General features: G+C 25.4%; 19 protein-coding genes. 7 read left to right on the forward strand and 12 right to left on the reverse strand.

The features are described 5' to 3' along the window. Positions 1 to 118 precede the first annotated feature (118 nt). Both KQI36_RS00585 and KQI36_RS00590 read right to left on the reverse strand, forming a co-directional pair. Complete coding sequence (locus tag KQI36_RS00585) at positions 119 to 1,291, reverse strand: M20 metallopeptidase family protein (RefSeq protein WP_216449200.1); 1,173 nt, start codon at positions 1,289 to 1,291, stop codon at positions 119 to 121. Positions 1,292 to 1,453: 162 nt separating this feature from the next. Continuing rightward, positions 1,454 to 2,932, reverse strand: a complete 1,479-nt coding sequence (locus KQI36_RS00590) for a nicotinate phosphoribosyltransferase (protein ID WP_216449201.1) — start codon at positions 2,930 to 2,932, stop codon at positions 1,454 to 1,456. Between the two features lie 387 nt (positions 2,933 to 3,319). Here KQI36_RS00590 and KQI36_RS17900 point away from each other — a divergent pair, with 387 nt between their 5' ends. Together KQI36_RS17900 and KQI36_RS00600 are read left to right on the forward strand one after the other, a co-directional pair. Beyond that, on the forward strand, positions 3,320 to 5,317 hold the full coding sequence (locus KQI36_RS17900; protein WP_216449202.1) for an ATP-dependent helicase: 1,998 nt from the start codon (positions 3,320 to 3,322) through the stop codon (positions 5,315 to 5,317). A 178-nt stretch (positions 5,318 to 5,495) separates the two neighbouring features. Beyond that, entirely contained in the window at positions 5,496 to 6,932 is a 1,437-nt protein-coding gene (locus tag KQI36_RS00600; protein WP_216449203.1) for a spore germination protein, read from the forward strand. Positions 6,933 to 7,226: 294 nt separating this feature from the next. On the opposite strand, the gene KQI36_RS00605 is transcribed toward KQI36_RS00600, so the two are convergent. The 6 genes from KQI36_RS00605 to KQI36_RS00630 form a co-directional block, all read right to left on the reverse strand. Continuing rightward, positions 7,227 to 8,234: a 3'-5' exonuclease gene (locus KQI36_RS00605; RefSeq protein ID WP_216449204.1), complete on the reverse strand. Its 1,008-nt coding sequence runs from the start codon at positions 8,232 to 8,234 to the stop codon at positions 7,227 to 7,229. Between the two features lie 470 nt (positions 8,235 to 8,704). Then, positions 8,705 to 8,959: a hypothetical protein gene (locus tag KQI36_RS00610; protein ID WP_010291986.1), complete on the reverse strand. Its 255-nt coding sequence runs from the start codon at positions 8,957 to 8,959 to the stop codon at positions 8,705 to 8,707. A 178-nt stretch (positions 8,960 to 9,137) separates the two neighbouring features. Continuing rightward, entirely contained in the window at positions 9,138 to 9,779 is a 642-nt protein-coding gene (locus KQI36_RS00615) for a lactate utilization protein (RefSeq protein WP_216449205.1), read from the reverse strand. A gap of 275 nt (positions 9,780 to 10,054) precedes the next feature. After that, positions 10,055 to 10,660, reverse strand: a complete 606-nt coding sequence (locus KQI36_RS00620) for an NUDIX hydrolase (protein WP_216449206.1) — start codon at positions 10,658 to 10,660, stop codon at positions 10,055 to 10,057. A gap of 290 nt (positions 10,661 to 10,950) precedes the next feature. Further along, a complete protein-coding gene (locus tag KQI36_RS00625; RefSeq protein ID WP_216449207.1) occupies positions 10,951 to 11,376 on the reverse strand; it encodes a type II secretion system protein in 426 nt (141 codons plus the stop codon). A gap of 246 nt (positions 11,377 to 11,622) precedes the next feature. Then, positions 11,623 to 12,039 carry a hypothetical protein gene (locus KQI36_RS00630; RefSeq protein WP_216449208.1) on the reverse strand — a complete coding sequence of 139 codons (417 nt, stop codon included), beginning with the start codon at positions 12,037 to 12,039 and terminating at the stop codon, positions 11,623 to 11,625. A gap of 424 nt (positions 12,040 to 12,463) precedes the next feature. On the opposite strand from KQI36_RS00630, the gene KQI36_RS00635 reads away from it, so the two are divergent. The 4 genes from KQI36_RS00635 to KQI36_RS00650 all read left to right on the forward strand — a co-directional run bounded on the left by KQI36_RS00635 (position 12,464) and on the right by KQI36_RS00650 (position 15,571). Continuing rightward, positions 12,464 to 13,174, forward strand: coding sequence for a ribonuclease H-like domain-containing protein (locus KQI36_RS00635; RefSeq protein ID WP_216449209.1), 711 nt, complete (start codon positions 12,464 to 12,466; stop codon positions 13,172 to 13,174). Between the two features lie 188 nt (positions 13,175 to 13,362). Beyond that, positions 13,363 to 13,629, forward strand: coding sequence for a FeoA family protein (locus KQI36_RS00640; RefSeq protein ID WP_010291996.1), 267 nt, complete (start codon positions 13,363 to 13,365; stop codon positions 13,627 to 13,629). A 2-nt stretch (positions 13,630 to 13,631) separates the two neighbouring features. Then, on the forward strand, positions 13,632 to 15,407 hold the full coding sequence (feoB, locus tag KQI36_RS00645) for a ferrous iron transport protein B (RefSeq protein ID WP_216449210.1): 1,776 nt from the start codon (positions 13,632 to 13,634) through the stop codon (positions 15,405 to 15,407). A 23-nt stretch (positions 15,408 to 15,430) separates the two neighbouring features. Further along, complete coding sequence (locus KQI36_RS00650) at positions 15,431 to 15,571, forward strand: FeoB-associated Cys-rich membrane protein (RefSeq protein ID WP_147582140.1); 141 nt, start codon at positions 15,431 to 15,433, stop codon at positions 15,569 to 15,571. Positions 15,572 to 15,674: 103 nt separating this feature from the next. On the opposite strand, the gene KQI36_RS00655 is transcribed toward KQI36_RS00650, so the two are convergent. Together KQI36_RS00655 and KQI36_RS00660 are read right to left on the reverse strand one after the other, a co-directional pair. Further along, the gene (locus KQI36_RS00655) at positions 15,675 to 16,280 is read right to left on the reverse strand and encodes a LysO family transporter (protein ID WP_216449211.1); all 606 of its coding nucleotides are present in this window, start codon (positions 16,278 to 16,280) and stop codon (positions 15,675 to 15,677) included. 18 nt (positions 16,281 to 16,298) lie between these two features. Further along, on the reverse strand, positions 16,299 to 16,640 hold the full coding sequence (locus tag KQI36_RS00660) for a LysO family transporter (RefSeq protein ID WP_216449212.1): 342 nt from the start codon (positions 16,638 to 16,640) through the stop codon (positions 16,299 to 16,301). Positions 16,641 to 16,922: 282 nt separating this feature from the next. On the opposite strand from KQI36_RS00660, the gene KQI36_RS00665 reads away from it, so the two are divergent. Beyond that, positions 16,923 to 17,717, forward strand: coding sequence for a hypothetical protein (locus KQI36_RS00665; RefSeq protein ID WP_216449213.1), 795 nt, complete (start codon positions 16,923 to 16,925; stop codon positions 17,715 to 17,717). A gap of 538 nt (positions 17,718 to 18,255) precedes the next feature. Here the strand turns inward: KQI36_RS00665 and KQI36_RS00670 are convergent. Beyond that, a complete protein-coding gene (locus KQI36_RS00670; RefSeq protein WP_216449214.1) occupies positions 18,256 to 19,647 on the reverse strand; it encodes an RNA-guided endonuclease TnpB family protein in 1,392 nt (463 codons plus the stop codon). 699 nt (positions 19,648 to 20,346) lie between these two features. Beyond that, a complete protein-coding gene (locus tag KQI36_RS00675; protein WP_216449215.1) occupies positions 20,347 to 20,541 on the reverse strand; it encodes a hypothetical protein in 195 nt (64 codons plus the stop codon). Positions 20,542 to 20,559 lie beyond the last annotated feature (18 nt).

Below are 20,559 nucleotides of genomic sequence, written 5' to 3' on the forward strand. Positions count from 1 at the left end.
ACGGTAAATTTTTATATAAGGCATATCAAAAGAAATAAGAGACCAAAGATTCAAAGCATATTTGACCTCTTATTTCTTTAATTATACCTAAAATTAAAATGTTAATTTCATATATTCATTAATTATTTAAATAATTTATTATCATATTTAAATTAGTAGCTACTCCTATTTTAAGACATCTCTCGTCTATATCAAATAGACTACTATGGGCTGGATGTATTATACCTTCTTTCTCATTTCTACATCCCAACCAATAAAACATAGCTGGAACTTTTTGTGAAAAATATGAGAAACTTTCAACACCTAGTGTAGGTTCTAAAACTTCTTTTACATTATCATTTCCTAAAATCTCTCTAGAGGATTTACTAAATAACTTGTACATGCCATTATCATTTATAACACAAGGATATCCATCTATTAATGTTATTTCACATTTTCCGCCTTTTATACTCACTATTCCTTCTATAACTTCCTTAAATCTTTTAGTTATATAGTCTCTATCTTCCATATTAACAGTTCGTATCATACCTTCAATTATAACTTCATCAGCAATAGCATTTTGAGCCATACCTCCATTTATCTTACCAACAGTTATAACTGCTGGAGAAGTTGGGGACATTTCCCTGCTAACTAAAGTTTGAAGCATTAATATAACCTCACTAGCTATAACAATTGCATCAATTCCTCTATGTGGACTGGCTCCATGGGCACCTTTACCAACGATTTTCACTTTAAATGGATTTGAAGCTGCATAAACAGTATTATTTTTCACACCTATCATTCCACAGGGAATCTCCTCATTAACATGAAGCCCCATTATGGCGTCTACCTTAGGGTTTAATAATACACCATCTTCTATCATAAATCTTGAACCTCCAGATGTTTCCTCTGCTGGTTCAAAAATAATTTTTATATTTCCTTTTAAATTTTCCTTCATATTGTTAAGTGCTTTTGCAGTACCTAATGCTATAGTCATATGTGCATCATGCCCACATGCATGCATTTTGTTCTCATTTTGAGATTTATAAACAACGTTCTTTTTATCGATTATTGATAGTGCATCCATGTCCGCTCTTATAGCTATAGTTTTTCCATCTTTATGACCTTTTATAATTGCAACAATTCCACCTTTTCCAATATCCTTAAAATCTATTTTTTCTTTTTGTAAAAAGCTTTTTATTTTTGCTGTAGTTTTAGGAAGGTCAAAATCTAGCTCTGGACTTTTATGAAACTCTCTTCTTAGAGATATTAATTCATTTTCAAATTCCGTTACAATATTTAAAAAGTCCATAAAAACACCTCTTTTCATAAAAAAATAATAGACTCTTGAGTCTATTATTCATAAATAAATATTTAAACTTACTACTGATTATATAACATAATTTCAAATACTTCAAGAAATAGCTAAATCATCAAGTTTTGAATAAATTAAGAGCAGAATAAAATTCCGCTCTTAATTTCCATATTTAGATGAATATTCATTTAATAAGTTTTCTTTTAACTCCCAAAGATTTTTTGATAAATCAACATAATATGCATGTGGATTCTGAATTCTTAAAACCTCTGACCAAAGCTTGTTTCTCTCAACTCTAGCATATTCTCTTATCTCCATAACAGAAGGGCTAGTATATACTTGTTTACCTTTTTCAAAAACTTGAACCATTAAATCTTTAATATAATAGTCCTTAATTCTTTTTCTTTTCCATGTAAATGTAGGATGGAAAATTTCTAACGGCTCATTTATATCTATAACCTCATCATGAGTGCAAATTAAATCGGCAATAGCCTTGTCTGTATATTTGTCAAAGATTCTATAAGTTCTTTTAAAACTTGGATTTGTTATTTTCTCTATATTTTCACTTATTTTTATTTTAGGTACTATCTTTCCATCTTCTTCTATACCTACAAGCTTATAAACACCACCAAAAACTGGTTCACTTTTAGCTGTTATAAGTCTTTCACCTACACCGAAACTATCAATTGGTGCTCCATTTTCAATAACAGAATTTATTATAAACTCATCTAAAGAATTTGATACAGTGATTTTAACATCCTCATATCCTGCGTCATCTAACATTTTTCTAACTTCTTTTGTAAGATATGTTATGTCCCCACTATCTATTCTAACTGCTTTTGGTCTTTTTCCTAATGGTTTTAAAACCTCATTAAATACTTTAATTGCATTTGGAACACCAGATTTCAACACGTTATATGTATCGACCAAAAGAACTGTATTATCTGGATAAGTATTAGCCCACGCTTTAAATGCTTCATATTCATTTTTGAATAATTGAATCCAAGAATGCGCCATAGTTCCTATAGCTGGAACTTTAAACATTTCTTCTGCTATTGTACATGCTGTAGAATTGCATCCACCTATTATAGCAGCTCTAGCTCCATATATAGCACCATCATATCCTTGAGCCCTTCTTGAACCAAACTCCATAACTGGTCTACCCTTTGCAGCTTCACATATTCTAGCTGCTTTAGTTGCAATTAATGTTTGATGGTTTATAGTAAGTAAAAGCATAGTTTCTATAAATTGTGCTTGCATTACAGGACCTCTCACTGTAACAAGGGGTTCTCCTGGAAAAACTGGTGTTCCTTCTGGAATTGCCCAAACATCACACTCAAACTTGAAATCTTCTAAATATTTTAAAAATTCTTCATTGAATATATCCTTTTCCCTAAGGTAATCTATATCATCTTTTGTAAAGTTTAAACCTTTAAGAAAATCTATTGCTTGTTCTACTCCAGCCATTATGCAGTATCCACCACCATCTGGAATTCTTCTAAAATACATATCAAAATAAGCAACAACATCCTGGACATTATTTTTTAAGTATCCATTCATCATTGTTAACTCGTAAAAATCTACAAGCATAGTCAAATTTCTTTGATTTTTAACATTAAAGCCTTCTGAAGTATTCATTTCTTCTCCCCTTACTGTTTTGTAAATTATGTGTTATATTATAACATATTACTATTATACAATCTATATAATAGTATTTTACAAATAAAATTTGTAACTATTTGTCTTTTATAATTATATTTGTTCTAATATTTACTAAATTTACTAATAAGTATACGATAAATTTTATAAAATGACCATAGGTTTTTTATAAAATTTATTATAAATATAAAAAACTATAAATTAAAATTGTTTTTAATAATAACATCAGATAATAATCTTAAAACTCTAATTATACTTTTATATGAAATGAAAAATTTAAAGTAATTCATATTATCAAAGAGTATTGGCTTATTATTTTTTAATATGTAAAAAATTAATTTTGACTAAATAAGGAGCTGCTTTTTTGTGTATAAAGAATATAAAAATCTCGATAATGAAAAATTACAAGCTATATTAAGTGATGAAACTAATACTTTAGTAAGTGCAGGCCCTGGCAGCGGGAAAACTACCGTTATAGTCTATAAAGTATATCATCTTATTAAATACAAAAATATAAATCCTAAAAATATAATAATATTGACTTTTACTAAAGCCGCTGCCAACAATATGAAAGATAGATATAAAGAACTTGCTAAAAGTGAGCATACCCCATTTTTCGGGACTTTCCATGGTCTGTTTTATAAAATACTAACCCATTATTATGGTGAAATTAAAATAATGGATTCAAGTGAAAGTTTTAAATTAATAAAAAGCTTCCTTTCTTCATATATGGATGAAATTAGTGATGACAAAGTAAAGGAATACTTAAATGCTATATCTATTTTTAAAAGTAGTGGGCTTAATTTGTTCGAATTTGAAACAAAACTTGATAAAGATATTTTCAAAAATGCTTATGAAATATATGAAAGTTATAAAAAAGAAAAAGGACTATGTGATTTTGATGACTTACAAATAATGTGCAAACAACTTTTTATAAAAAATCCAAGGCTTTTAAATGGTTATTCAAATATGTTTAAATATATATTAGTAGATGAATTTCAAGATTGTGATGAACTTCAAATTGAAATATTAAAAATGCTTAATAAAGATAATTTTGTATTTGCTGTTGGCGATGAAGATCAATGCATTTACTCTTTTAGAGGTTCTAAACCTAAATATATGATTACCTTTGAAGAAAACTTTAAAGACTCGAAAATATTATATCTTCAAACAAATTATAGATGTGCTAAAAATATAGTTTCTCTTTCCAATGATTTAATTAAACATAATAAATCAAGACGAGCTAAAACAATTATTCCAAATAAGAAAATTGACGGAGACATTAGGGTTCTAAATGTAGAAAATGATACTAAACAAGGACTATATATAGCCAATCACATAGAAAAAACTGTACTTTCTTCTAATTATAATTATTCTGACTTCGCACTATTATACAGGACAAATCTTGAAAGTAGAAGAATTATAGATACTTTCATTAAGCGTTCTATACCATTTAAATTAATGGACAAGGATTTTAACTTTTTTAATCATTTTATCTGTAAGGATATTCTTTCATATTTAAAACTTAGCTTAGATATGAAAAATAAAGATGCGTTTATTTCAATAATAAATAAACCGTTTAGATATATAAGCAAAAATGCTATAGAAAAAATTAAAAGTTCTAAAATAGACATAGATTGCTTTGAAACTCTAAAAGAATTTGATAACATTCGTAGTTTTCAAATTAAAAATATAGATGAACTAAAATTAGATATACATAATCTAAATAAAATGTCTCTTGGAAGTGCAATTTCTTTTATTATAAACTCTTTAGGCTATTATGACTATTTAAGAGAATATACTTCAAGATTCAAAATAGATATAACAGATTTTGATAGTATTTTAGATGAATTTCAATCTATAGCCACTGAACATAGAACAATAGTAGCATTATTATCCTATATAGAAGAATATAATGACTTTTTACACTCCAATAAAAACAATAGTGACGGTGTTATTTTAAGTACAATCCATAGTGTTAAAGGAATGGAATTTAAAAATATTTTTATAATAAATGCAGTAGAGGGGTACATCCCCCATGAAAGTAATATTGAGGATAATTTAGAGGAGGAACGTAGACTTATGTATGTTGCAATAACTAGAGCTATTGATAACTTATATATTTTAATTCCTTCTTCAATTCAAAATAAAACTTATAAGATATCTCCTTTTATAAAAGAATGTAATTATAAATTAAAACTACCTTTTGATGTAAATGATACTGTAATTCATAGTAATAATAACAAAGGAATAGTTACTTATATTGATGAGGATATAATAGAAATTAAATTTACAGACCAATGTAAAAGATTTGATTTAAAAACATTGATAAACTATGATCTTTTAAGAAAATCACCTAATTAAAAACTATATAATATATTTTCAAAGCATTATATTACCATAAAATAATTATAATAAACTGTTTCTAAAGAAATAAGCAAATTATAATCATTAGTTAATAATATAATGCTTTTATTATTGAATAAATTCCTCTTAATTTGCAAAACATATTGTCGTTATTATATTTTAAGGGGTGACTATTTTGAAGATAACTTCTAATTTAAAAGAAAATATTCAAAACATTACTTCTGTATTAAAAGTTAAAGAAAGTTTTGATATAATTGAAAGAATTTTAGATGTTCAAGATAAAAAAATCTATTTATATTTTGTAGATGGATTCGTTAAAGACGAAAATTTAGAGTTCCTTATACGTTCTTTATTATTTATGAATAAGGAAAATTTTTCAAAATTTGAAACTTCCAAAGATTTTATACAAAAGATGATATCCTCTATGGAGGTTAGTGAGGAAGATGATATATCCAAATTATCTACAGCTGTTTTATCTGGTCAAACGGCTATGATAGTAGAAGGTTTCCCAACAGCAATTCTTTTAGATTTACGTACATATCCTGCAAGAGGACCTCAAGAACCTGAAAAAGAACAAGTACTACGTGGTTCTAGAGATGGCTTTGTTGAAACAGTAGTTTTTAACACTGCTCTTGTTAGACGTAGAATCAGAGATTCTAGATTAGTTTTTAAAATGTTTTCTATAGGTGAAATGACTAAAACTGATGTAGCTATTGGTTATATTGATGGGGTTGTTGACAAGAAAACCCTAGATATAGTAACCACTCAATTAAAAAACATAAAAGTTGATGCTTTAACTGTAGGAGATCAAACATTAGTTGAGTGCATTGCAGGAAAAAACTGGTTTAGCCCATTTCCTAAAATTAGATATACAGAGAGACCTGATGTTGCCTCTGCTCATGTTATGGAAGGTAAAATAGTACTTTTTGTAGATAACAGTCCATCTGCTATGATTTTACCTACAAGCTTTTTTGATTTTATTGAAGATATAGATGATTATTACTTCCCTTTAATTACAGGAAACTATTTAAGGCTTATTAGGAATCTTATTCTAATATTTACAGTATTCATAACACCACTATATATTTATATAGTTCAAAATCCTGGTGTCTTACCAGAAAGCTTGAAGTTTCTACTCCCTAGCGATGTATATCCAGTTCCATTGGTACTTCAATTTATACTACTAGAACTTTCTGTAGACGGATTGAAACTTGCTTCTTTAAATACTCCTAGCTCTCTTGGAATGTCCCTTTCAGTAATTGGAGCATTAATACTTGGTGAATACGCTGTTAATTCAGGTTGGTTTATATCGGAAGCTATATTATATATGGCTATTGTCGCTCTGGCCAGTTTTACCCAACCTAGTATAGAAATGGGTTTTGCCGTAAAATTTTTAAGAATTCTAATTTTGATTCTTACAGGATTATTTAATCTTTGGGGTTTTGGAATTGGACTTATATTATCACTGGTACTTTTAGCTTCAACTAAAACATTAACTGGTGAACCTTATCTTTACCCATTGTTCCCATTTAATTGGAATGCCCTTAAAAACCTTATATTTAGAACCAGTGTGTCTTCTAAACAAAAAATCAATAAAAAAAATGTTGTATAGGATATTAAAATTATTCAATTATCCGGTGGGAAATTTAAGGCAATCTTATACTGATAATTGATAACTTATTTTAATTAATTATATAAATTTATAAAATAAATCATATTATTAAGATTAAAGAAAACTCCACCCCAGTTTCATCCTTAATATTAACTAACTATAATTATATTTATTTTTATAACCTTATAACAAATATTTAATAAATAAACTTAAATATAATCTTATATCCCTATATAATAAAAATGTTTTAAGACGATATATTCATCTTAAAACATTTTTATTATTAAAGTATATTTAATTTATTTTACGTTTATTTTTCAACTTTGTTTCACTAATGAATTTTAATGCTAAATTCTCTAAATTTATAGCATCATCTAAAGGATTATGTTGAACACCATCAAAATTTATATTATATGTTTTTAACCCATTTATTAATGAAATACAATTTTTTGATTTCATATAAACACAAAACTCTTCTTGAAAATCTACATAATTATCACTCATAATATTAATTATATTTATCTTATTCCCATTATTTTCATTATCTCTTTTTAAAGTTTGCATATCAACAGATCCCCAGCTTACAAAAATAGTTTTATTTTTTCCTACCCATTTATCAAACTTAATCATAATATCATTAAACTTTTTAGCTGTATCTATGCCTGGTTGCTGTATCTTTGTAAGTTCTATAATTTTTTCATTTAGTTTTACATTAAATAAGGGTTTTATTAAGGAATAAAAGCAATCTGTACATCCATTGTTAATGTTATATTTAACTGCACCTATAGCTATAGTTTCACTTAAGTTTTTTTCTCCTATAAGACCATAATTCATTTCTAAATCAAAAAATACAATATTTTCATAGTCATCTATTAAATCACTTAAGCTTTTTAAAATGACTTTCTTATTAACTTTTTTAAAATTCTTTTCTAAAAAATTGTTTACAAAGGAGTTGCTGTATTTATGATATCTTATTTTACAATTTTCATTTTTTTCTAAGAACCTAGAAATATTTTTATTCTTACAATCATTTAAAGATTTTACTATTTCTCTATTTCTAGCCCATATTTCAATTTCTTCTTTTAAATCTATTTTATTATCCATATATAAATAATTCAAAAGTTTTAATATAGATTCTATAATTTTTATGGAACTTTCTCTAATACTATTACTCTTAAATTTTTCATTTTTATTTAAAATAACTTTATCTTCTTTAATTATTATTATTTTAGATGTAACAATTTTATTTATCTTATTATACTTCTCACTATAATAACATTTAACCTTTTCTCTTTTGTCCATTTTTATTCACCATTACCTACTTGTAAAGTTTTAAATTTTATTATACATTTTAAAATTATATCAGCATTTTAATAATATGTAAATTTTCCTATCCTAAATAAGATTTTATCATAAAAAAATACATCAAAATAATTAATATATAATTATTTTGATGTATCTTATTATCTCTTTTTATAATAGCTTTCTTAAAGAAAATAAATTTTATTATTTATATAGGGAAACAAGCTCTTTTCAAGTTCTTAAAAATATTTTTATACAAAATTTAATATTAAATTTAGCTATTTACAAGCTTCAATCATTTATTTAAATATTTCAATTTTAAGTTTAGTAGTTTAAAAATGAAATCCTATATAACAAAATAAGCTTGAATTTTAATTATTCCTAAATTATAAAAAAGCTTTATTCTAAATACATTCTAGAATTTATAATATATTCCTAATATAAAATAACATTTAACATAATAATATATGTTAAAGTTCTTCTATTAACTCCTCATTTTTAGTATATATTCCTCTGATATAATCATCACTATAAAGAATACTTATAGGAGAGGTTTTATCTTCTTTATAAGCTTCATATTCAGAAATATGTTTCAATGCTTTTTTGGATTTTTTAAGTTCCATAAAGGGACATTTGTTATCATTGCCTTCCCATTTATATAAATCACATTCCTTAAAACATTCTACATCTTCATCAATTGTGCTAAGCAAAGGACATTTAGCCATATTTCATCCCCCCATCCCAAGTCATTATAAGCTATACTATCATTATAATGTATAATTGACATAATATAAAGTATTTTTAGAAAATTATATCAGTTACTTAACATATTTTATATTTTATTTGATTTTTAATACTAATTCGTGGAATTTTTCAAAAAAAATTAGACCAATAAGGTCTAATCTAATATCCTAGTTCTTCGCCTACTATAATAACACTAATATCACTTTGCATAGGTCTTTTAGTTATAACTGAAGAAATTCTACAAATTCTACTTTGTGAATTACAATTTACACAAGTACCTTCTATTATACAAGGATTTTTCACACCTAACCTTTTGCAATTTTTAGGTGCTACATTATTTTGTATTCTTTTAAATCCTTCTTCAACATTTTCTACTATTTTATTTATTCCTGCCACAATTATAACCTTCTTAGGTCCAAAACTCATAGCTGCAACTCTATTTCCAGCTCCATCTATATTAACTAATTTACCATCAAGTGTGATGGCATTACTACTGCAAAGAAATAAATCACTTATTAATTCTTTTCTCATTATAGACAATTTTTCTTCTTTACTTAATCCTTCTTCACCATGATCAATTATATTTCCACCTAACTCTCTTATTTTCCTTTTTAAATTCATAGCCTTTATAGTTTGAGAACCACCAAATGCTATATTATCTCCAGATTTAATATGATACATTATAAAATTTTCTGCTTCTTCTTTCGTATCAACATATATTGCATGGAATTGATTTTTTTCTAAAGCCTTAACAACTTTTCTTCCTAAAGTATCATTATGCCAATGATGTATATGCTCCATAATTTCCCCTCCTAATCCCTCTTTGTTTAACCAAACTCTAATTATATTTATTTTTTACAAATATTAAACATATAATAATTTTTTAACTTAATATTCACATTTTCATTCAATTATTAACTAATTTTTTATTTATTTTTTATTTTAATATACTCTAATTTAATATATATATATTCACAATTATATCACAATATTACCAACATATATAAGCTTCAAATAAAGTTACTATAAGGCTTTAAATTTTAATTATAGTTTATTCATTAAATATTTTTTACTATTTATTTTGATTTTATTATATCTAAAAATTCTTTTAAAATATATGCAGTATAACCCCAAATTGTATATCCTTCAAAAGTATAAAAATATTGTTCTATTACACCTTCTCTAAATTTATAAGTTTCTCCTCCATTTATAAGTTCAAAAGGAAAACCATTTTTATCTATTGGACCTATTTTCATATTATATAATTTAGGTTCATATTTTAATAACTCGTCCAAAGGTATTTTTATAATTTTTTCCACTTCAAATTCACTAGGTTCTATTGCTCTTATTGAAGTTTTAGCTATAAATGGATATATTATAAGTCTATATGGTGTTACAAACTCGTCCATTTGCCCTATGTACTTTATATCCTCTTCTTGTAAATTTAATTCCTCTATGGTTTCTCTTATTGCAGCGTCTTTTTCACTCTCGTTTTTTTCAATTTTACCTCCAGGAAAACAAATATCTCCAGGCTGACTTTTTAATGTTTTAGCCCTTAATTCAAAAATTAAATTTAATTTTTCATTATCTTCTTGTAACAATATCATAACTGCTGCTTTTTTGTATTCACCCATCTTATTGACTTTTCTATTTTTAAATATTTTCTCTATATTATCTATCATTTTTCCACTCCCATTGTTTAAAATTTATAAGCTATCGGGAAACAAGCTCCCCCTTTAAATTTATTCAATAATTTTAAAATATTTTTTAAAATGTAGTTCTAAGTTCTAAGTGATTTGCAGCATGTTTCATTATTCTAGGTATCCAAGTTTTAGAATGGATAGTTTTAAAAGTCAACCTAAAATCCTATGCAACTTTTAATTTATACTCTTAATAAATATAGTCCTAAATTTAAATAAAACTTAAATACTATTTTAACTGAATATTTCATTTATTTAAACCCTTTATAAACTTAATTATTTCTATTACATTTTATACTAATAGATTTTCCTGTACCACTGCTAGTATAATCTTCTTTAACTGAAGGATATACCTGTCTACTTCCTGTAGTTATTACTATATTATCATTTGCCATTAAATATACAGTAAATTCCCCTGGAATTTGATTTCCTACTTTTGCTTGTTGCTTTATATCACCATTAAAGTACTCATAAATTTCTGTTTCATTTAGATTGTCTATAGTTTTTCCACAAGATAATTGAGAGTTTACAGCCATAGCTATATTTTTAGCTGTCGCAATGTCCGCTCTTTGTTTTGCATTTTGCTGAATTTGTCCAAATTTAGGCACTGCAATAATTGCAAGTATGGCTATTATTGATATAACTACTACTAGCTCTATTAAAGTAAAACCTTTCTTTTTTCTTCTTATGTTTTTCATAAATAAATCCTCTCCCTTTCCTATTTATTTAATAATTAGTTTTATTTATACCATTTCCATTTTTTATTAAATTAAACAATTTAAACATTAAAAAAAGCTAGCTTTAAAAACTAACTTTTTTTATTACCAAAAATATATTAGGAGATGAAATTTATTCTATATAATTTAAATAAAATTTTAAATAAATGGCTATCTAAAATTTATAATACATAAACTAAAATGTAATTTTAGATCCATATATTATAATTAACTTTGTAAAGATGTTCTATATGCCTCTTTAATTGCTCCTTTGTAAGCTTTAAGCAGATTCTCATTTATTTTAGGATTTAAATTTTCAATTTCTAACTCTTCTTTTATTCTATTAGAAATTATTTTTAAAATAGAATTTTTGTATAAATAATTCAAGCTTTTTCCTTCACATAACATTTCTACCTCATAAAGCCTCATTGGTATTTCTTTTATTTTAAATGCTAGCTTAAACTTTTCTATTATACTATCATTAATTCTTAAATAAACAATACTTTGTATGTCTGGGGATAAATTTTTATTTTCACTTTTAATCTTAAAAACTCCTTTGTTTTCTCTTAAACTCAAAATTTCTTCAACATCCATAAGTTTTCTTATAAGAATTTTCTCTTCTGATATATTATTTATTAACTCCATTTTTACATACCCCCTATTTTTTTTATGTAAATTAGCAAATTAAACTCATTGCACATAATCACTATAATTATGTAAAATAAATAATTAATTATTTATTTGGGGATATTTTTAAATATCATTCATTAATTTTAAATCTTATATTAGTTATATATTATTTTACAAAGTACAAAAATATAACACTTTTTAAAGTTTTTCATAAAACATTATTAACAACATGTATTTAGAATAAGATAAATTTGAAGTAAAACTTCATCTTTATTCAAAATATTAAATAAATTCTAATTGGTTTAATATAATGGTAATTTTTGATAAAATAGAATTTGATGGAAATACTTATTCTATGATATAATATTTTTTGTGTTATCGTCTAAAAAGACTATTAACTATATGTTTTACATAGATAATTTTTTAAGAAAAGAGTGATATGGTGATTATTAGGCACGAAAGTATCCCTGTTGGAGATTTTGATTTAGACTCATCTCTATTATTTGATAATCAAAATGATTTATTTAAAGATGCTATATTTTTTGATTTAGAACATTATGTATACAAAAAACCTATATGCATAGGTGTTTTTGGAAGTGCTTATTATGAAGCAAAAGATAATACATTAAAAATTACTCAATATATGCTACAAAATAGATTTGAATTAAAAAAATTATTGGATTTATCTGAAAAATATTTTAAAGATTTAATTGATAATCACAATAAAAAATATATAGTTACATTCTCTGGTAATAATGATTTTACAGTTATAAATTATCTTTATAAGAAATATAATATAAATTTTAGTATTGAAAATTCACTAAAAGACATAGACCTTCAAAAAGAGTATGAAAAAATTATGAATACTTCAATAGGCCTTAAAAACTTAGAATGTAAATTTAATATTAAGCGTGAAAGTGAAGTTATAAGTGGTTCTAATCTTGCAAAAACCTTTAGCAAGATTATGAAAGATGACACCTACTTTGATAGAATGCCACATGCTAAAAAAGAAAAAATACTTTTATATAATATGCAAGATGTAGTAAGTTTATTTTATATCTATGTAAATTGGAACAAATATATTTCAAATAAAGATACTGAGAATAGTAAAGATACAAATATATCATCTTTAAATGAAAGCTGTAATTAAGTGGTTTTATCCATTTAGTTACAGCTTTCATTTTTATTATAATTAAAATTTTATTTCTATTTTTAAATTTTATTATATAGATATAGAAAATTTTAATATTCTACAGTATATTTTAAAAAAATATTGACAAAATAACTTTCACTTAATATAATGATATTGAGAATTGTTTTCAATGAGGAGTGATTTTAATGACATTACAAGATTTAAAACCTGGAGATATAGGTTTTATTAAAAATATAAATTGTGATAAAAAACTTTCAAAACGATTATTAGCCTTAGGTTTTGTTGAAGGTACAAAGGTTTTAATGAAACAAACTGCACCTTTAGGTGACCCTATAGTAATAAATGTACGTGGTACAAATTTGGCTATAAGAAAAAAAGATGCTAAAACAATAGATATAGATTTAAATAATAATTCAAATGAAGAAAAATTCAAACTAGCTATGGAGGTATGATGATGGCTAATATTGCACTACTTGGTAATCCTAATGTTGGAAAAACTACTTTATTTAATGCATTAACAGGCTCAAACCAACATGTAGGAAATTGGGCTGGAGTTACAGTAGATAAAAAAGAAGGTTTTATAGATAAAGATATAAAAATTGTGGACTTGCCTGGAATATATGCTATGGATGCATTTTCAAACGAAGAAAAAATTTCAAAGGATTTTCTTAAAAGTGATGAAGTTGATTTAATAATAAATATAGTTGATGCTTCTAACTTAGAAAGAAATTTATATCTTACAAGTCAATTAACACAGTTTAAAAAACCAATTTTACTGGTTGTTAACATGATAGATGTTGCTCGAAGCAAAGGAATCAATATTAATTTTGATTTACTTTCTAAAAAATTAGGAGTTAAAATTATGCCTATATCTGCTTCTAAAAAAGAAGGCATTTCAGATGTAAAAGATTTTCTAAAATCAAAAGATTATTCTCTTTTAGATTTAAGTATAAATAATAGGCATAATTTTGAGTCAATGAATGAAGAAAGAACATATAAATATATTAGTAATATTTTAAACTCTTGTATAACTAAACCTAATGAAAACAAAATAACAATAACTGAAAAAATAGATAAAATCGTTCTTAATAAATTTTTAGCATATCCTGCTTTTTTATTTATACTATATATAATTTTTAAATTTACATTTAATTGGGTAGGAGCTCCATTGCAAGAATTGTTAGCAAGTTTCTTTGATGGACCATTTTCTAGTATGGTTTCATTACTACTTTCTAACACGAGCCCATGGTTTCAATCATTAATAGTTGAAGGTATTATTGCAGGTGTTGGCGGAATTATAACTTTTTTACCTATAATATTAACTTTATTCCTAGGTATGTCAATACTTGAGGATAGTGGATATATGGCTAGAGTTGCTTTTATAATGGATAAGATAATGAGAAAGGTTGGTCTATCCGGAAAAGCGTTTATCCCTCTTATGATGGGATTTGGATGCTCTGTTCCAGGAATAATGGCATCAAGAACTCTTGAAAGTGAAAAGGATAGAAAGCTTACAGCTCTAATCTTACCATTTATGTCTTGTAATGCTAGACTTCCAATTTACGCAATGTTTGTTCCTCTATTTTTTCCTGGTCATGAAACATTAGTAGTATTTTCATTATATTTTTTAGGCATAATTGTAGCATTATCAATTGCTTTATTATTTAAAAATACTTTATTTAAAAAGTCTGAAGAACCATTTATAGTTGAATTACCTGAGTACAAGCTACCTGAAGTAAAATCAGTAATCTTTTTAACTTGGGAAAAAGGAAAAGGTTTCTTAAGAAAAGCAGGAACAATTATATTTTCAATTTCAGTTTTAGTATGGTTCCTATCTAACTTTAGCTTTAGTGGTATGGTGGAAATGGATAAAAGCTTTTTAGCAGCCATTGGTACTTTCTTAACTCCATTATTTAAACCTTTAGGATTTGCAAATTGGCAAAATTCAGTTGCACTTCTAACTGGTCTTGGAGCAAAAGAAATAGTTATAGGTACTTTGGAAGTTCTATATCCAACTGGTCTTGAAGCATCACTAACAGCTACTTTAACAAGTATAAGTGCATTATCATTTTTAACATTCTGTCTATTATATACTCCTTGTGTAGCAGTTATAGGTACACAAAAGAAAGAATTTGGTGGTAAATTTGCAGCATTTGGAGCAATATATCAGTTTGCAGTAGCTTGGATTGTATCATTTTTAGTATTTAACATTGGAACACTTTTATTTTAAAATTTAAGGAAGGTGGTCACATGATGGAAATAGTAATAACAGCCGGTATTGTTGTAGTTGCTTTATATATTTTAATTAAACAAGGTAAGAAAAAACTTAAAGATGGTGGTTGCTCTGGTTGTAATGGTAGCTGCCAAGGTTGTAATATAAAAAAGAAAGATTAACATAAAAAGTTTAGAATGAATTTTTAATTTCATTCTAAACTTTTTTATTTAGTATGTTGATTTTAATATATTAACTGGTATTACTTTATTAAATCCTAAACTTTTATAAATTATAAAAGAAAGTCACAAAAACTGGTACTAGAGAACTTAATATAACTCCATTTATAAAAGATATAACTCCAATTTCACTATTTGTTGCCTTTGCAACTATTGGAAGAGTTGTATCCATAGAAGTTGCTCCACATGGCGCTATTGCTGTATAATTATTTAGTTTTTTTGCTAATATAGGTATTAAAATAACTGCCATAACCTCTCTAAATACATTTGATAAAAATGCTATAGCTCCAAGATTAGGATTAGCTACATTAGCCATATCTGTAAGCAATATAGCTGATAAACTATACCATCCAAATCCAGATGCTACAGCTAAACTTTCATTATAAGGCATTTTAAATATTATTCCACTTATTAATCCTCCTGCTAAACTACCTACTATTGTTCCAAAAGGAATTATTAAAACTTTAAGTCCAGTTTCTTTAATATCTCTTAATATCTTTTTATTAGAACCAACGTCTAATCCTACTAAAAATATTAACATGAATAAAGCCATATTAGCTATATTACCCATATTTCCTATAATTTGTTCTGGAAAAATAAATTTTCCAAATAATATTCCTATCATCATTGATATAAGTATTACAATAGTCAAACTTAAATCTCCTCCCCTTTAAATATTTTCTTCATAAGATGTTGTACATTCATCTATAACTTTACCATCATTGGAAGCATTGGTACCCTTATGCTTTTTAATAATTAATTTTTCACTTAAAAAATATACTAACACAATGCTACCTACTACTGATAATGCAGAAAATATGAATGCAATTAACCCTATAGAACCTATATTCTTTATAATTTCATCATTTGATCCTATAGATGCTCCCATAAAGAAAAGTAAAAACACAACACCTAATTGTTGTAGTTTACCATTGATTTTCAATTGTTTTTCTTTCAATGGCTTTATGTACCCTAAAGTCATGCCAATTACTAATGCAATTAAAATTTTCATAGCTATCCCCCTTAGTTGAAATTTTTCGAAAATTATCACTTTTAAATTATATCATTTTTTTAAATCTTTTAACATATTATAACTACGTTTTTGTTTACAACAGTTCTACTTTAGAATATTTTTTATACACTTAATAATAAGAAATATTTATATAATATTAAATTTTATAATTCAATAAACGTATAATTTAAAAACATATATAACTAAAAAATTAGTTCTATTTAAAGAGATTTTAAATTAGTAAAAATTATAGTGTAAAATGAATTTTAGGAGTTGATTTTTATGCCTATTGTAACACCAATATATTTAAATCCACCATACTTAGTTTCTATATTTAAAGCTACTGTAATCGCTCTTGCTAACACTGAATTTTTTATAAATAAAAAAGAATTTTCTATCAAGTCAACATTGCCATTAAGCGAGCTTACCTGTGGAAGAATTACTCAAGGAAATGGAACCATAGAATATACTCAAGCTTTTGTAACTGTAACTATTGAATCTATTTGTCAGTGTCCAACTACAACTTTTTTAAGACTGCATGAAATGCTAGAAGAAAATAATCTTATAAAAAACTTAAATAATTTAAATGATTTAAAATCCCTTAAAGCAGGAGATATGATTGAAGTTACTACTTTATTATTCAAAGATCCTGAAGTGAAAAATCTTTGCTCTATTGCTAATTCACTAGAACTTCAAATGTTCTCTAACATTGATTGTAATACAGTTGACCCTACAAAATTTTTAACATACTTAAAATCTACTTTAACTGATATAGATACTAATCATTGTGTAGATTATTTTTCTCAACTACTGTTTTATAAATATAGATTAGTAATACCTCTTAGTAAAGATAATTTTTCTTCATTAAGTTGTATAGAAAATAAACCTGTAACCATCTTCGGTAAAGTAGCTTATATAGATTCTATCTTAAGAGATACTATGGTAGATGATGTTATAGAGCCTATAAAAAAGTTTATATCAACAAATAATTTAACTTTTCCATATGCTGAAAACTTTGATTTTCCAGAACCTACTCCTATCTACATAGGCATAGTTCCATTATGTATTCATGTTTAACTTTTACTTTTTCAAGTATATAGGGAAACAAGCTCAAATTTAAATTTATTCAATAATTTTAAAATATTTTCATACAAGATTCAGCATTGAATTCTAAATGATTGGGAGCATGTCTCACTATTTTAGGTATCCAAGTTTTGGAATGGATAACTTTAAGAGTCAACTTGGAACCCTATATAATAAAACCTATAGACTTAAACTTTTCATTATTCTAGTCTATAGGTTTTTATGTTAATCATCTTTTAGCCATGTCTTAACAATATTAGTTTCCTCTTCTGGTTCTAAAAATATGTACAAACGTACTTAAATTAGATAATTCGCACTTATTCTATCTTTTGATAGTTTTAAGCCTTGGATGTACCAGTTCATAAAGCTCGTTATAACTAATTTCTAGTTACAACTCACTAAATTATCCTACAACCGCATTTTAAAATTTTATAATTTAAAGATTTATTTAACCCCTAGCTTTTCTAGTAAAATATATGCTTCATTTCTGAGATACATATATTTGTGATTAAATTATCTTTTTTATATTTCATTAGCTTACTTTTATTCTTTTTTCTAAAATATCTTTAACTTTTTTATAGTTAGTATATAAAGTAATATCCTTATCATATTTTCTATTTAATATATTTTTACTTGCATTAATATCAGCGTGAAATTTATTACATTTAGGACAAATAAACATATCACCATCTCTTCTACCAAAACTTCCACAAATATTACATATTTTACTTGTATAGGCTGAATTTATATAAGTATATTTAATACTATAAAAATCGCATTTATACTCTAACCTTTCTCTTATATAACCTTTAATCCATCTTGATAATTTACGTTTTACACTTTTAGGATATTTGTCATTCCAATTAACAAAATCTAAATTTTCCATAACTATTTCTTTCGGTTTTTCTTCTTTTATTAATTGATTTAACGAATAGTTTACATAAGATTTTACTGTTTGGTCATGTTTTAATTTATTATGATTATATTTTACTTTTCCTAAATTGTTTTCTTTTATTTTATTAGCTTTCTTAATATAACCTTTATCTAAATATTGATTGTATAAAGCCCAAAATCTATTTCTTTGAGCATTAACTTTATTTAGCCTTTCAGTTTCTTTACTAAGATAATTATTAAGATTTTCTCCATAAAAATTTTCACTTGATACTGCAAATAAACATCTATATCCTTTATCTATTCCTATAATATAGGTATTTTTATTCTTTCTAGTTTTTATTTTCAAAGGACAATTTATAGTTATTCTATTATCTATAATTTTAACTATCATTGTTTTATCGTACTTATTGTTGTCAGTTAATCCTATAGATAGTCTTTTACCTTTCGTTGTGGAGGTTATATTAATACAGTTATTTTTGTAAGAATATAATCCAGTATCTATAGAAAATGTTTTTCCTATTTTAGAATATGGTATATGTCCTTTATATTTTCTTGTATATCTTCTAATAAGATTATTTAGATATTTAAAATTTAAGTTTTTCTTCTTAAATATCTTAGGAATATCAAAGCCTATATAATTTAATACTTTATAATAGTAACTATTAAATTTAACAATGTAATTTATATAATGTTTATCTTCATCTGACAAATTTCCATTAACTTTAACTTGCTCTTTAACTTTACTTTTAATATTAGACCATTTAGACTTAATATTTTCCATAGCTTCAGTTAATGCTAATTTCCAATAACGAGCAGGTAACTTCCATTGCTTTGCAAATTCTGATTTTACCCATTCATTTCTTATTTGTCTTTCTTTACTTAATAATGGGATACTATTAATTCCACTATATCTTGAATAAACATAATTCTTTACATTCTTATATTGGTTAGCTATAAATTTTAATTCATTTAACGTTTCTGTATCTAATATATAAGAATATTGTTTAACGTTTTTAATAATAGTTCCCATTATCTTTCACCTCACTTTTTTCTAGTATCTTATATAGCTTATTTATAAGTATTCCCACATTATTAACACTTATTATTTATAACGCTATATTGATAAGATGAATAAAATGACTATTAGTAATTGCGTTTAATTTAATAGTTAAAGATTTAGAAAAATAATTTTAGATTTACTATAAAGTAGACCTATTTTTATAAAATTTTAAAATACGGTTGTTTAATTATCTAATTCACATTTGTATATATTTTTAGAGTGTTCAATACGGTTCGTTACTCCATATCAGTTCTCTTATGAACTTCTCATACTTTCATATGAGCACAGACTATATCACTATCCTAATATAAAATATTATAATTTTAATATTAGGACACTCCCCATTTCCCCACACTTGCAGGTACGAGATTCCTCTCTAGTCGTTGAGCCTTCCCCTATTCGGGGCTTGGTTGCTGATTACCCATTATTACGGTGTTTAGGATTTAACCATGCACTATCTAACTAATTTTTTCTACTTTCGTAACCTTCACGTTTAGGCTTATTTCATCCTTACGTTGTGGTTTAGTTAGCTTTAGGGACTTCCAGCAGTTAAAGGAGTTTTGGATGATTTTAAATCACCACTCTACACTCTTTACGAATGTAGGGAGCTTTTGTTTTTAAAATATACTTTTGTCTATATTTATTTTTATTTGAGTATATTTTTAACAACTAATTAGTTGCTCCTAATTCTATAGTCCCTTTACTTTCCTCTATAACCTTTTTCAATGCATTTATATCTTCTGATTTTGTACTTTTTTTGCTACTAACTTTTCTTTTATTCTTTTTCTTTCTTCTAAATGGAGAAGTTAATATATCTATAATTTCATCTATTACTTCACAAAATAATGATTTTTTTCTGCTCACTTTATCAGCTCCGTATAC

This window comes from Clostridium senegalense, from assembly GCF_018916625.1.
Classification (GTDB): Bacteria; Bacillota; Clostridia; order Clostridiales; family Clostridiaceae; genus Clostridium_J; species Clostridium_J senegalense.

Coding starts and splice junctions, on each gene's coding strand:
- KQI36_RS00635 (WP_216449209.1), top strand. CDS start 12,464: ATGGTGATTATTAGGCACGAAAGTATCCCTGTTGGAGATTTTGATTTA.
- KQI36_RS00630 (WP_216449208.1), bottom strand. CDS start 12,039: ATGGAGTTAATAAATAATATATCAGAAGAGAAAATTCTTATAAGAAAA.
- KQI36_RS00615 (WP_216449205.1), bottom strand. CDS start 9,779: ATGGAGCATATACATCATTGGCATAATGATACTTTAGGAAGAAAAGTT.
- KQI36_RS00625 (WP_216449207.1), bottom strand. CDS start 11,376: ATGAAAAACATAAGAAGAAAAAAGAAAGGTTTTACTTTAATAGAGCTA.
- KQI36_RS00610 (WP_010291986.1), bottom strand. CDS start 8,959: ATGGCTAAATGTCCTTTGCTTAGCACAATTGATGAAGATGTAGAATGT.
- KQI36_RS00650 (WP_147582140.1), top strand. CDS start 15,431: ATGGAAATAGTAATAACAGCCGGTATTGTTGTAGTTGCTTTATATATT.
- KQI36_RS00660 (WP_216449212.1), bottom strand. CDS start 16,640: ATGAAAATTTTAATTGCATTAGTAATTGGCATGACTTTAGGGTACATA.
- KQI36_RS00640 (WP_010291996.1), top strand. CDS start 13,363: ATGACATTACAAGATTTAAAACCTGGAGATATAGGTTTTATTAAAAAT.
- KQI36_RS00665 (WP_216449213.1), top strand. CDS start 16,923: ATGCCTATTGTAACACCAATATATTTAAATCCACCATACTTAGTTTCT.
- KQI36_RS00620 (WP_216449206.1), bottom strand. CDS start 10,660: ATGATAGATAATATAGAGAAAATATTTAAAAATAGAAAAGTCAATAAG.
- KQI36_RS00590 (WP_216449201.1), bottom strand. CDS start 2,932: ATGAATACTTCAGAAGGCTTTAATGTTAAAAATCAAAGAAATTTGACT.
- feoB (WP_216449210.1), top strand. CDS start 13,632: ATGGCTAATATTGCACTACTTGGTAATCCTAATGTTGGAAAAACTACT.
- KQI36_RS00670 (WP_216449214.1), bottom strand. CDS start 19,647: ATGGGAACTATTATTAAAAACGTTAAACAATATTCTTATATATTAGAT.
- KQI36_RS00605 (WP_216449204.1), bottom strand. CDS start 8,234: ATGGACAAAAGAGAAAAGGTTAAATGTTATTATAGTGAGAAGTATAAT.
- KQI36_RS00585 (WP_216449200.1), bottom strand. CDS start 1,291: ATGGACTTTTTAAATATTGTAACGGAATTTGAAAATGAATTAATATCT.